This is a genomic window from Pseudomonas sp. GW821-FHT01E05 (assembly GCF_059422425.1).
The window spans coordinates 114,136-127,129 of sequence record NZ_JBWKWW010000007.1; the positions used below are offsets into that span (position 1 = coordinate 114,136).

The following is a 12,994-nucleotide window of genomic DNA, read 5'->3' on the forward strand; positions in this document are numbered from 1 at the left end:
AGTACTCGGTGTCGGACGTAAAAAACTATCGTCCGCCGCATAACGTTGTGGCAGTTGTCACCAGGACTTACGGTCCACGAGGGGGCATGAAACCCTATGGATAAAGGGTTCATTTCGGCTTTCGATCAAGTGCTGAGCAGCACGGCGGCCCATTTCGTAGTACGGAAGTTGCACGGTGCTCAGCGGTGGATAGAACAGTTCGGCAACGCCGATCATATTGTCGTAGCCAAGTACCGCCACCTCGGCCGGAATGCGCAGACCGCGACTGAGCAGGTACTGATAAGCGACCAAAGCGATGCGGTCGTTGCCACAAACAAGCAGATCGAAGGCCGGCTTTCCATCCGACTCCCGTAATTGCTGCTCCAGCGCGACAAGCGTTTCCTCATAGGCGTCATCGGTCGACAGGTTGTATTGGGGAACACTGTCCAGGGACATACCGGACTCCGCGAGGGCGCGAGCCAACCCCTGCTGGCGCTGATCCCAGGCCAGACTGCTTTGCGGGAGGTTAATGCACAGCGGATGCCGGTAGCCCCTTTTCAGCGCCTGCCGCACGGCCTGATACTGACCGTCTTCGTCGTCGGGTACGTAGCATGCGATGCCTGGCTCTGAACTCATGCAGTTGCTGAGTACCAGCGGCATGTTGCGCAGCGCTTGGGGAATCTCGACGGTGCGTAACTGCATGGCACTGAAGATAATCCCGTCGGGCTGATGCGACAGCATCAGGTCGATGGTTTGCTGACTCGGTGGAGCCTCGAACACATTGAGGATGAAGACGTTCCAGCTGTTTTCTCGCGCGGTGCGCTCCAGCGAAAGCAGCATTTCGACGGCGAAGGGGGTTGTCGCCGTGTCGAGCGCGAAGACTCCGATGGTCTTGCCACGGGAGTGACCGCCACGAATCTGGCGAGCGGAAAGGCTTGGTACGTACCCCAAGGCCTCGACCGCTTGACGAACTTTCGCCAGAGTTTCCTGGTTCAGCTTTTCCGGGGTATTGAGTGCCCTGGACACAGTCATGAAGGAAACCCCCGCCAGCCGTGCAACATCTTTAACTGAAGCCATTCGCGGGTGCCATTGCTTGTCTAGCCAGGCATCATGTCATGCTTGGCAAAAGCATGACAACACGATGCCAGGCAGCAGGCTGCACGAATGGTACGTCAGGGGTGTTCAGAGCTGGAGATCGGCCAGGCTCCAGACCGAGGTATCCCCGAACAGCCCTACCCCATTGATGGCGAAGGCGCTGACACCGAGGCTGTCGGGGCGAGGATAAATCCGACTGCTCAGGCTATGGGCGCCGTCGTCGACGAAAACCTCAATGGAGGAGCGATCCAGGAAAATCCGCAGAGCGATCTGCGTTTGTTCTGGCGTCACAGGTACGCTACGGACCCCGCTCACGCCAGCTCCCGAGTGTTGCCTGTCGAGTACCAAGCGTCGGGACATGGCATCGAAGTACAGCAAAGTCCGTTCCTGCTGGTCTTCGCTACAGCGCAGGGCCAGGCCAAAGCGCTCAGCGGTGCTACCGGCCAGGTCCAGTTCGAGCTCAAGCTCCAGCAGAGCGCCACGAACTTCAAGTGTACGGCTCTGAGAGTCAAGCATCCCGATCTCCAGCGTTCGAGGTGACTGCCGTAGCGTTGTCAGCTCTCGTGCCGGACGCATGCGTAGCCGGTCACCGTCGCGGCTTACTTCACGTGGCAACGACAGCGCGCCACACCAGTGTTGTTCTTGACTCGGCATAGGGCTGTCCCACATGTCCATCCATGCCCAGAGCAGGCGGCGCCCGTCCGGCGCCAGCAGGGTCTGGGCGGCATAAAAATCGTGACCGTGGTCGAGTTCGTGCAGCCTGCCGGTCTCAGTGAAGCAGCCGGAATTGTCCAGCTGGCCCAATCGATAGCTGTTCTGGAATTTGTTCCAGTTGTCGTAACCACTGGGCTTCAGGCCTTGCGGCGAGTACAGAAAAACATCGCATCCATCCAGTTCGAACACGTCCGGACATTCCCACATGTAACCGTCAGACGCACGTTGGCCGTCCAGGGCGCAGCCGAGGTAATCCCAATGATGCAGGTCCTGGGAGCGATAGAGTAAAAGCTGCGGGTCATCCCCTTGACGAGCGCCAAGCGCCATCCACCATTGGTCTGCGCGCTTCCAGACCTTCGGGTCGCGGAAATGCATGATGTCCGGATGCGGTGGCGTTTCGATCACAGGCCCATGTTTGGTGAATGTGATGCCATTCGTGCTGCTGGCCAGGCATTGGACCTGGTGGATTTTTTGGTCGTCGCCCGGCTCCCCTAACCAGATATGCCCGGTGTAGATCAGATAAAGCGTATCGCCCGCAACGACAGCCGATCCTGAAAAACAGCCGTCTCGATCGTAAGGGTCACTGGGGGCTAACGCTATGGGCAGATGCTCCCAGTGAACCAGGTCCTTGCTCTTGGCATGCCCCCAGTACATCGGGCCCCACTGCGCCGAATAAGGATGGTGCTGGTAGAACACGTGGTACTCGCCTCGAAAATAGGCCAGTCCGTTTGGGTCATTCATCCATCCCGCCGGGGGCGACAGGTGATAGCCGAGGCGATAGTCGTTGCCGCGCTCGGGCAGTTTTTTTTCGATGGCGCGATGCGCTTCGTCCAGCAGTGCAGCGTGCATGGCTTGATCCTTACTAGGGTTCGTAACGGGTGGCTGATTGGGCGATGGCAGGTAGTTCCATCGAATCAGGAGCTGTTGCCCGGGATGATTTGCGGGCCGGGTCTGCGCGTAACAATGACCATGACAGCAGCAGGCAACCGCCTACCAGGCCAGCCATCGTTACGTAAACGCTCGAGAAGCCAAAATGGTCGTAGCCGTATCCCACAACCGGCGACAGCAGCATCGCAGTCAACTGCTGGGCAAACTGGAATCCCACCAAATAGATCGAGGCCGACAGGCGCGAATCAAAATTGAAGGAAATGTATTTGAATACCGAGACCAGCAGGATCGGGACTTCCAGGGCGTGGAGCATCTTGCAGGCGGCGATGGTCCAGGCATCCATTGCCAGCCCGGAGCCAAGAATACGGACGAACATGATGCTGCCGGCCAGTATCAATCCATATTTGGCGCCCGTACGACCGACCACCCATGGCGCGAACAACATGCAGAGGGCTTCGAGGAGCACCTGGGATGAATTCAGGTAACCGTAGGCTCGAGTTCCCTCCTCCGGGGTTGGGAAGAAGGAGGAGAAATACACCGGAAACTGTTGTTCGTAGATCATGTAGATTCCACAAACCCCGGTCAGGTACAAGCTGAATGCCCAGAAGCGAGGAAGTGTCAGCAGCTTCCAAAGATCGTTCAGACGCACCGGCATGGCAGTTTCGCCACCCGTTTGCGTTACTGGTTTGTTGAACGCGGCCAGATCCAGCCGGGACAGGATCAGCAAAAACACTATCCCGGCCGCGCTGCTCATGTAAAACGCAATGTCCGGGTCAATGTTGAAGACCACACCGACGACGCCCGTCGCGGAGGCCCAGCCCAGTGAACCCCACATTCTGGTGGTGCCGAACTCGAAGCCGGCGTGGCGTGACAGTCGCTCCGTATAGGATTCGATGACGCCCACTCCCGCGAGCATGGATAGCGCCAGGAAAGTCGCACCGACCACGGCTCCCAACACCACGTTCTGGGCCAATAGATTGGCGTATACGTAGATCGCAAAAGGTGCGGAGGCGCAGAGCAGTACGCCAATCCATACCAGCAGTGTTTTGGACAGGCCAAGTCGATCCTGGAGAGCGCCATAGAACGGCTGAATGAGCAGCGCCGCAATGGCGTTGGCGGCAAAGATGAATCCGGTTTCCGTTCCATTCAGGCCGATGACTCGATGAAGCCATATCGAGAACAGCGAATAGCTGGATGACCACGCGAAAAAGAAGAAAAACAGCAAACCACTGATAAGCCAGTACTCACGTTTGACTGACAGCTGCATGTGACAACCCTCTTGTTTTTATTTAAGTTAACGTTAACATCGCAGCGCATTACGCCTCCTCCACCCGCTCGCTGTCAAGTGGATCCAAGTGCCAAAGGAGCAGGTATCGCGCTTGAGCAGACCTTGCAGAAGCGACTCTCAGGGCTTGCTCAGCGGAGGGTTCAGGTTTTGCCCAAGCGCCATTTCGGCTGGCGGAAAGGACCTGTTCGAAAGGTCTTTGCAGTGCCCGAATACAAAAACAAGAGGGTTACCTATGAGTTCTACTGTCTGTCGGCCTTTGGCTGGCTTCTCCTTGCTTTTTCTCTCTACTCAACTGCTCGCCGCGCCGGCGCAAAGCATCGAGGAGCGTCTTGCCAGGCTTGAGGCCAGAACCTCCGTTGCCGAGGCCCGCGCCTTGGTGGCTGAAGCTGACGCTGCTCGATTGCGCAAGGAAGTCGAGCAACTCAACAAGCAAATCGCCATCCCCGCCCCGGCGACCACACAAGCATCTCTCAACGAGCGCGTTGCCCGGATAGAGGCGAACCAGCAGTCCCTTGAAAGCCCTCCCCCGACGACCGCGTCTTCAGCCAGTTCGACCGAGCATCTGAGCGATGGCTTCACCTTCGGTGGATATGCCCGCTCCGGGATAATGACCAATGGATCAGGTGCCGGTCATGGCGGCCCCTACGTGACCCCCGCAGGCTCCGTAGGTGGTGCCGTTGGCCGGCTTGGCAATGAGGTCGATACCTACGTGGAGGCGAAGTTTTCGAAGGAAAACCAGGCCAGCAACGGTACGCGTTCCAAATACACGCTGATGCTCGCCGACGGCCTGGAAACACCTAACGACTGGACCGCGGCTGAAAGCCGGCTCAATGTGCGACAGGTCTACGCCGAACTTGACCATTTGGCTTCCTTTCGAGACAGCCCTGTGCTGCACGATGCAACGCTGTGGGCTGGCAAGCGCTTTGATCGGGATAATTACGATATCCATTGGCTCGACCGGGGGATCGTTTTCCTTGCCGGAACCGGTGGTGGTATCTACGACGTGCATCTGACCGATGACTGGCGCATCAATGCGTCCCTGATGAGCCGCTCCTTCGGCGACTTCGGTACTGAGGAAAACAAGGACATCAGGAGTTATGTCGCGACCCTCAATCAATTTTTCGATGAGGGTCGCTGGCAGATCATGTTCAATGGCATTTCCTCGGGCCAGAACGATGCCAGGCTGAACGAGAAGAGCAAGCAGGCATTCGCCAGCGATACCCGGGTGAACGCGTCGGGATTCAGCCCTGCCGAAAGCGGTTCCCATGGCATGCTCGCCTACCATCAGCCAGACTTTTTCGGCCGTGAAGGCTACTTCAAAGCAGCGCTCCTGTATGGCAAGGGGTTGGGAGCGGAGGTCAACAGCATCGGAGCCGATGGCGACTTGCTGGACGAGGCCCAGACATTGCGCCTGGCACTCTATGGCCATACTCGCCTGAATCAGGATTGGCGCATCGCACCAGCCATCATTGCCGAGCACAGCAAGGATCGCTATGTGCCAGGCGACGACTATCGCTATGTGACGCTCAACCTGCGATTGGCCAATGAACTGACCAGCAACTTCGAAATGCTTTATGAGCTGAGCTGGCAGACGATGGACCTGAATGCGCTTGGCTACAAGGGTCGACAAACAGCCAATGGTGACTACTGGAAACTCACGTTTGCGCCAACGTTCAAGGCACAAACCGGTGATTTCTTCACTCGTCCTGAATTGCGCCTGTTCGCCACCTATATGAACTGGTCCAGGGACCTCGATCACTTCAGCGCAACAGACGATTTTGGTCAGAAGGGCTTCAAGTCTGGCGGGGTCTGGCAATTCGGAATGCAGATGGAGACCTGGTTCTAGGAGCCCTGGAAATTGACCGTCCTAAGGGCAACAACAAAAAGTCGATCAGTTACGCAGAAGATCAGGCAATGGGTCGTCTGCCGGTCGCTTTAGCACCTGCGCATATACCACGCAGCACACACTCGAAAACCTGGGGAAGTTACTATCGGATTCCCCGGGAGTGGGGACCTGCACCCATTGAACAAAGGCTTTGCTACCCCCTTTCAGTAGCAAGACTTGAAGCCAACCCGCTGATTATTCTTGGTTTTTTATAATTTTCGTGCCTGGCTCGGCTTTTGCCTTGGTCCTTGACAATGCTGCAAAGAGGAGATGACAGGTTTCGCCATGCCGGCATGCAGCGAGGGGGCGCACCATGAAAGACACTGCATCGCAGAAATCATCGCCCAACCTCTTTCGGGGTTCAGCCGTCGCGTCAGCGATGCTCATCACCTTCACCCTGGCCGCTATCAGCGCTGCACCGCTCGATGATTTCGGTCCACCGCCACCGACCGATCCCTCGGCCTTCAGCAATCCTCCCGCCGACCCCAAGGCCGCGCTGGAAGCACTGAAAGACGCGCCACCCGCCAACCAGGGTGCACTCGCCCTGCCCAACGGCGTGTTTGGCGACAGAACCACCCCGCGCGCCGAAAACGTCCTTCCCCCGGAGCTGCAGACGTCGTTCAATATTCCCACCAATGGCAAGCCAAGCCCGCTGTTCGGGGCCGAACCCTTCACTCAGCAATTGCTGCTGTTCGAAGAGCTCGGCCCGGAGAAGCTCGACCCGGCGACCCCGCCGCAGACACTGACGTTCCCCGTTCCTACCCTGGGCCCGGAACCGCAGCAGGATCCAAACAGTGTCGCCCGCAGCGGCCCCTCGAGTGCGGCGCTTGAGGCCTTCCTGCGCCAACCTGGCTTGACCCCGTTCCCGTCACAGTTTTCCAATGTACTGGACCGCAACCCCTGGAAGGCGCAAATCGAAGACTTCCTCAACCGCAGCCCGGTAGACTCGCCGGCCGAGGGGCGGCCACCGGGAAAAGGTTGGTCGCACCAACGCTTCAATGAGTTTTTCCCCCAGGTCCAGTTCAAGACCGTGCAAGCAGGCGCCCGAACCAATCAGGGCTTGCGCGACAACAAACAGTTGCACAGCTACACCAAGGGCGAATTCGGTCCCGGTGGGCTCTACAACCAAACATTCGACAACCCCGTGACAGTGGCCACGACCCGCGGCATCGAAGTGCGTTTTCATCCCAGGTTTCCAGTGCAGAATCACAAGTCGCTGTGGACCTTCGATGGCACGTTTCCACCCAAATTGCTGATGGTCCGCAATGGGCAAGCAATACTGATGCGCCACTACGACGCCCTGCCGATCGACCCGGCGGCAAACGCGGGCTTTGGCCTGCACACCCTTACTACCCACGAGCACAACGGGCACTCCCCGGCCGAGAGCGACGGCTTTGCCAATGCGTTCTTTTTCCCCGGGCAGTACTACGACTACCGTTGGCCACTGCAGTTGGCCGGTTACGACACCATCAACACCACGGCGCAAGACCCTCGGGCTGCGTTCCCCTGCTCACCCGGCGAAACGCTGTTCGTCAATGATGCCAGCCCCGGTCTCAAGACCTGCGATAACGGCAGTATCAAACTGCGCGGCGACTGGCGCGAGACCATGAGTACCCACTGGTTCCACGACCATATGCTCGACTTCACCGCGCAGAACGTCTACAAGGGCAACGCGGCAATGATGAACTACTACAGCGCGCTGGATCGCGGCAATGAGGCGTTCGAGGACGGCGTCAACCTGCGTTTTCCCAGTGGCTCGGCACTGCCTTGGGGCAACCGCGACTACGATGTCAATCTACTGATCGCCGACAAGGCCTGGGACGAAACCGGCCAATTGTGGTTCAACCCGTTCAATACCGACGGTTTTCTGGGTGACCAAATGCTGGTCAACTTGCAGTACCAGCCCTTTCTCAAGGTACGGGCGCGCAGTTATCGCTTTCGCCTCCTCAACGCCTCAGTGTCGCGTTACCTGAAGCTGGCACTGGTGCGGGAAATCAATGGCAGCAGTGGCGAGTTCCCTGGGCCGGCAGGCTCCGGAGTGTCCTTCGCCAGAGTGCCGTTCCACATGATTGCCAACGACGGCAACATCATGGAGCATTCCGTGCCCTTCGACGGCACTCTGGACCTGAACGGCGATGGCGACCTGCAGGACAACAACGCCATCTTGCCGGCTCAGGGCATTGGCGAACGCTATGACATCATCGTCGACTTCGCCAAGAACGGAATCAAACCGGGAGACAAGATTTATTTCGTCAACCTGTTGGAGCACAAAGACGGCAAGACGCCCGAGAAGAACCCAATCCCGCTGGCTGACGTGCTGTCCGAAAAATATAAAGCGGTGATCAAGCAAACCAGCAACGGGCCCAAATGGGACAAGGGCGATCCCGCAGTCGGCAAGTTCTTCCAGTTGCTCGTCCAGCCCTACGCCGGCCAGGACGTGAGCATGAACCCGGCGGACTTTGAACCGGCCAAACCCGGCAAGCCGGCCGGGAAGAAAATGATCCCGCTGACCATCGACCGCGACAACCCGGCCGACCAGGCCAAGCTCAATGCGGCGCGGCATCGCCTCTTTACCTTCGGGCGGTCCTCTGGCACTGACTTGGCGCCCTGGACCATCAAGACCGACGGTGGCATGGGCTTTAACATGGACCCTCGCCGTATCAGCGCGGCCCCCCAATTGGCTCAAGGCCCGACGCCCGCCGGCTTCAGCGGCGATGGCACCCTCGAAGAGTGGAAGATCGAGAATGGCGGCAACGGCTGGAGCCACCCGGTGCATGTACATTTCGAAGAGGGGATCATTCTCAACCGCGATGGCAAGGAACCGCCGGAATGGGAGAAATGGGCACGCAAGGACATCTACCGCATCGGAGAAGGCGTCGACAGCTCCGTGAATCTCGAGGTGGCGCTCCACTTCCGCGAGTTCGCCGGCACCTACATGGAGCACTGCCACAACACCCAGCACGAGGACACCTCCATGTTGCTGCGTTGGGATGTCGAATTTCCTGGTCAGTTCCAGTTGATGCCAACGCCCTTGCCAAGCTGGGACGGCGTACGCTTCGTGAACTCTGTAGCGCTCCCCACCTTCCGCACTGGCCTTGTTGAGGATAAAAGTAACGGTGGCCCAAACACGAAACAGCGCCAATAGCAACACGCGATCCTGGCACCCCCACCCAGGCGCGTTATAGTTGAGTTGATCCCATTCAACTGGAGGGGGTATGCGCCAGATCGTCAACAAAGAGCCATGGTGGGCTGCGCCTCCGAAACCTGGTCAGGATGAGTCTGAGCTGGAGTGGGGATGGCTGGTCACGTACAGCGAGGGCGAGCCGCGGTTTGAGTTCGTGAAAGAGCGGCCTTCGGATAACGAGATCCGCAACCGCAAGAGCTGCCGTATCACGTCTGCGCCGGAATGATCCCTGCCCTCCTTCGCCTCGATCTCGCCCCCACATTGAGAGTGGGAGCAAGATCACGCTGCGACCCTTACGCGTTAACGATCACCTCGAAGCCGCCGAAGATCATCCGTTGACCATCAAAGGGCATCGGGTTGAGGTCCGGGTTGGTTTGGGCATCGGCCATGAACTTCTCCATTCCGGCGTCACGTGTTTGACGGTTGGGCCAGATGATCCAGGAGAAGACCACTGTCTCGCCCTCCTTGAGTTTCACCGCCATCGGGAAAGAGGTCACCTTGCCGTCGGGCACATCGTCCCCCCAGCACTCGACGACGCTCAACGCGCCGTTTTTTTTGAAAATGGCCGCGGCGGATTCGGCATGCCGCTTGAACTGTTCGCGGTTGGCGGTGGGCACTGCGGCGATAAAGCCATCAACATAGGACATGATCAATCTCCTGCCTGGGTTGTGTGAATGGGCGCAATCTACCTTGGGCGGATCGCGCCATCGGTTACGGGTCGATCTGCTGGATAGTCGATCCGCTGGGCGTCAAATCGACAGGTCTGAGACGAAGACCCGATAGAACCGACCGACGGCAGGTGTAATGACTGAGCGCTTTATGCCCCGAGTATGTAAAAACGCCACTTTTGGCATCTGCCGCCAGTTCGTTGTGCTGTGCCAGCAGCCGGTATCCGGGTTGACTTTTAACGGGGCACACCTAAGATTTACATATAGTTACATCTGAGGCCGTATTACTTTGGACAGCTATTGTAGTCAATCGGAGAAATTCTCCGTACAAGCTTGGCACGACCTCCGCTAGATTCCCTTAGCCAACGTTCTGTCAAGTGCAGGACGTTGCGCGCATCAGTATCAAACTCCTTCGCGTAACCAAAACTTGAAACCCGGGCGAGCAGATTTTTCTGTGCGCTCCCTGATTGTTGCGTGCGTCTTGCGTTCGCTGCGGTCGCAGGTTTCTGCACCCATCGTTTGCCTGCCTGTGTGCAGCAGCGGTGGTTTTAACGTGATCATACCGCCAGGTATGGAAAGGAGGACGTCATGCCACCTGAAAGCAATCAAAGTCCGGCTCAATATTTGAAGCTGCGCTGCCACCCAAAGCATGAAGGAGAGACCGTTTATGGACCCCAGTAAAAGTAGTCCGGTCACTCTGACTGAAATGGCGGCGTCTAGCGGGTAGTAGCACAACCTTCACTGGCTGATCTCCCCCCACCTTTCGCGCAATTCTCTCCGAGTGACCTCTTCGCGCCCCTGACCTCTGCGGGTACGCACCTATCCGGCGGGAGTCGAAAGCGGCATCGAGCGTTACGCTTTTGGAGAGATTTCGTTATGTCCAACCTGAAGATTGAAACTGCCGTTCTTGACAGTGCCCACGTCGGAGACATCCGCGGAGCGCTCGGCACCATCCGTTATGACGACATCGCCCCTCGCAATGGTTGGTGGCATCGCTTCAAAACGCTTCTGGCCATCCTGGGCCCCGGGTTGATCGTGATGGTGGGTGACAATGACGCCGGTGCGTTCAGCACTTATGGCCAGGCCGGCCAGAACTACGGAACCATGCTGCTGTGGACAATGGCGCTGTTGGTCCCGGTGCTGTACGTAAACCAGGAAATGGTGCTGCGTCTGGGCGTCGTGACGGGTGTCGGCCACGCCCGGCTGATCATAGAGCGCTTCGGCAAGTTCTGGGGTGCGTTCAGTGCGATCGATCTGTTCATCCTCAACGCGCTGACCATTGTCACGGAGTTCATCGGCATCAGCCTCGGGATGGGCTTCCTCGGTGTGCCCAAGGTAGCCGGGGTGTGCCTGGCGGCGGTGTTCATCATGCTCGCAGCCTGTACCGGCGACTTCCGGCGCTTCGAACGCTTCTCGTTGATATTGGTGGTTGGCAGCCTGCTCCTGGTACCGATCTTCGTGATGATCCATCCACCAATGGCGCAAGTAGCTCACGATTTTTTTATCCCGCTACTGCCTGCTGAAGGCAAGCTGTCAGAAGTGTTTCTGCTGATCATCGGCATCGTTGGCACCACTGTGGCGCCCTGGCAGCTGTTCTTCCAGCAAAGCTACGTGATCGACAAACGCATCACCCCGCGTTTCATCAAGTACGAACGCGCTGATCTATGGCTGGGCATTGCGCTGGTGGTGATAGGTGCGGTGGCAATGATCGCCTTCACTGCGCAAATTTTTGCCGGTCACCCAGAGTTCGGCCAGTTCACCGATGCGGGCGCCATCGCAACGGGCATCGCCAAATACCACGGGCGCCTGCCAGGGATACTGTTTGCGATCGCACTGATCGACGCCAGCATCATCGGTGCAATGGCGGTGTCACTGTCGACCGCCTACGCGCTGGGCGATGTACTGAACCTGAAACACTCGCTGCACCGTAAACCAGGCGATGCAAAGGGTTTTTACATGATGTTCTGCGGCCTGATTACGCTGGCTGCGGCGCTGGTGTTGATTCCAGGTGTGCCGCTCGGCCTGCTGACCAACGCGGTACAGACGCTGGCTGGGGTACTGCTGCCCAGTGCCACCGTGTTCCTGTTGCTGCTGTGCAACGACAAGGAAGTGCTGGGCCCCTGGGCAAACAATCGTTTCACCAACGTAATGACTGCCGTCATTGTCGCGGTGCTGGTGCTGCTGTCGGTCGTATTGACTGCTTCGGTGGCTTTCCCGGACATGTCCGGTGAAACCATCGCTGACATCCTCATTGGCGGTGGTTTGCTGGGACTCATCATCGCCATTGCGGTGAATGTGTTGCACGCCCGCAAAGAAGTCGACAAAGAGGCGCTGCCCGACAGCACCGTCACGTTCACCCAACAAATGATGCACGCATGGCGGATGCCACCACTCGCACAACTGAAGCCGGTGGTACTGTCGCAACGCAACCGCCTCTGGATGGGGGTGTTGCGCGGCTACCTGATGGTGGCAATGGGCATGGTGATTTACAAAGTCATTCAGCTGGCGCTCGCTTGAATGTAAACGTAGGCAAAACCCCAACATAGTGTCCACCTCAATGGACACTATGTTGGCTATCTATAGCGTGGCCTGCACATAAACCAGATAAAGCCCCGCCTTACCGCAATGCTGTTCACTTAAGGCGACGACGCGATCCGTAGCAGCTGGCGAAGCCTGCGTTCGGCTGCGCAGCAGTCGCAAATCATGCAACCACGGTCAACCTGTAACACCACAGTGCCTGATTTTACGACCGCTACGCAGCCGAACGCAGCCTTCGGCAGCTGCTACGGGGAATGTGCGGAGCCAGAAATTCCTTAACTGAACAGCATTGCCGCCTTACCGGTTCTCTACGTAGCGTTACGAAATGTCAGGTTGCAATTCGAAAGGTCCGGCAGGCTGGCTCGATAGAAAACAGACGTGGTTACAAGGGTAGCCTTGTATGAAATGGACTCAGAATGATCGAAGCAGTCAAGCAAGTCAGTGAAGCGCTGGATCAGCAGATGGAATTCAATTTTTTCATGGCTAGCCAGCTCATTCAGCTTTGTCCTCCCAACGAGCAGAAACGCCTGAAGAAAGAGCTCCATTCCCGGCTGAGCGCCCTCAGGGAGCGCACCCTGTTGGCCACTAACGCTATTGAAGAGTTGGTGGACAAGGGGACGCCAGCAAGGTCGAGCATGTTCTCATCCGTCAGGAAATGGCTGTTTTGATCCCAAGGGCGATTGGAGGCAACCGTGCAGCATTCAGTTGCTGGTGCGTGGCGCCTTGAAACACCCGAATGCTCATTCGTTTTCCGT

General features: G+C 57.8%; 8 protein-coding genes and 1 pseudogene. 5 read left to right on the forward strand and 4 right to left on the reverse strand.

Annotated elements, in window-relative coordinates:
- Positions 1-57: 57 nt before the first annotated feature.
- The 3 genes from AC07W5_RS17150 to AC07W5_RS17160 all read right to left on the reverse strand — a co-directional run bounded on the left by AC07W5_RS17150 (position 58) and on the right by AC07W5_RS17160 (position 3,943).
- Positions 58-1,056, reverse strand: a complete 999-nt coding sequence (locus AC07W5_RS17150; RefSeq protein ID WP_495023905.1) for a LacI family DNA-binding transcriptional regulator — start codon at positions 1,054-1,056, stop codon at positions 58-60.
- A 105-nt stretch (positions 1,057-1,161) separates the two neighbouring features.
- On the reverse strand, positions 1,162-2,637 hold the full coding sequence (locus AC07W5_RS17155) for a glycoside hydrolase family 32 protein (protein WP_495012825.1): 1,476 nt from the start codon (positions 2,635-2,637) through the stop codon (positions 1,162-1,164).
- 13 nt (positions 2,638-2,650) lie between these two features.
- Positions 2,651-3,943, reverse strand: a complete 1,293-nt coding sequence (locus tag AC07W5_RS17160) for an MFS transporter (protein WP_495023906.1) — start codon at positions 3,941-3,943, stop codon at positions 2,651-2,653.
- 253 nt (positions 3,944-4,196) lie between these two features.
- Here AC07W5_RS17160 and AC07W5_RS17165 point away from each other — a divergent pair, with 253 nt between their 5' ends.
- From AC07W5_RS17165 to AC07W5_RS17175, 3 genes and pseudogenes are all read left to right on the forward strand, one after another.
- On the forward strand, positions 4,197-5,810 hold the full coding sequence (locus AC07W5_RS17165; RefSeq protein WP_495023907.1) for a carbohydrate porin: 1,614 nt from the start codon (positions 4,197-4,199) through the stop codon (positions 5,808-5,810).
- A 352-nt stretch (positions 5,811-6,162) separates the two neighbouring features.
- A pseudogene (locus tag AC07W5_RS17170) lies at positions 6,163-8,982 on the forward strand (multicopper oxidase domain-containing protein); the annotation flags it as partial.
- A gap of 82 nt (positions 8,983-9,064) precedes the next feature.
- Positions 9,065-9,259, forward strand: coding sequence for a hypothetical protein (locus tag AC07W5_RS17175; protein ID WP_494992840.1), 195 nt, complete (start codon positions 9,065-9,067; stop codon positions 9,257-9,259).
- A 67-nt stretch (positions 9,260-9,326) separates the two neighbouring features.
- On the opposite strand, the gene AC07W5_RS17180 is transcribed toward AC07W5_RS17175, so the two are convergent.
- The gene (locus AC07W5_RS17180; RefSeq protein WP_495012822.1) at positions 9,327-9,680 is read right to left on the reverse strand and encodes a DUF1428 domain-containing protein; all 354 of its coding nucleotides are present in this window, start codon (positions 9,678-9,680) and stop codon (positions 9,327-9,329) included.
- An 897-nt stretch (positions 9,681-10,577) separates the two neighbouring features.
- On the opposite strand from AC07W5_RS17180, the gene AC07W5_RS17185 reads away from it, so the two are divergent.
- A complete protein-coding gene (locus AC07W5_RS17185) occupies positions 10,578-12,218 on the forward strand; it encodes an NRAMP family divalent metal transporter (protein WP_495023908.1) in 1,641 nt (546 codons plus the stop codon).
- 437 nt (positions 12,219-12,655) lie between these two features.
- Complete coding sequence (locus tag AC07W5_RS17190; protein WP_494992837.1) at positions 12,656-12,907, forward strand: hypothetical protein; 252 nt, start codon at positions 12,656-12,658, stop codon at positions 12,905-12,907.
- Positions 12,908-12,994: the final 87 nt, after the last annotated feature.

Excerpts from the sequence above, each read along its gene's own strand:
- AC07W5_RS17150 (WP_495023905.1), bottom strand. The coding sequence starts at position 1,056 with ATGGCTTCAGTTAAAGATGTTGCACGGCTGGCGGGGGTTTCCTTCATG.
- AC07W5_RS17155 (WP_495012825.1), bottom strand. The coding sequence starts at position 2,637 with ATGCACGCTGCACTGCTGGACGAAGCGCATCGCGCCATCGAAAAAAAA.
- AC07W5_RS17160 (WP_495023906.1), bottom strand. The coding sequence starts at position 3,943 with ATGCAGCTGTCAGTCAAACGTGAGTACTGGCTTATCAGTGGTTTGCTG.
- AC07W5_RS17165 (WP_495023907.1), top strand. The coding sequence starts at position 4,197 with ATGAGTTCTACTGTCTGTCGGCCTTTGGCTGGCTTCTCCTTGCTTTTT.
- AC07W5_RS17175 (WP_494992840.1), top strand. The coding sequence starts at position 9,065 with ATGCGCCAGATCGTCAACAAAGAGCCATGGTGGGCTGCGCCTCCGAAA.
- AC07W5_RS17180 (WP_495012822.1), bottom strand. The coding sequence starts at position 9,680 with ATGTCCTATGTTGATGGCTTTATCGCCGCAGTGCCCACCGCCAACCGC.
- AC07W5_RS17185 (WP_495023908.1), top strand. The coding sequence starts at position 10,578 with ATGTCCAACCTGAAGATTGAAACTGCCGTTCTTGACAGTGCCCACGTC.
- AC07W5_RS17190 (WP_494992837.1), top strand. The coding sequence starts at position 12,656 with ATGATCGAAGCAGTCAAGCAAGTCAGTGAAGCGCTGGATCAGCAGATG.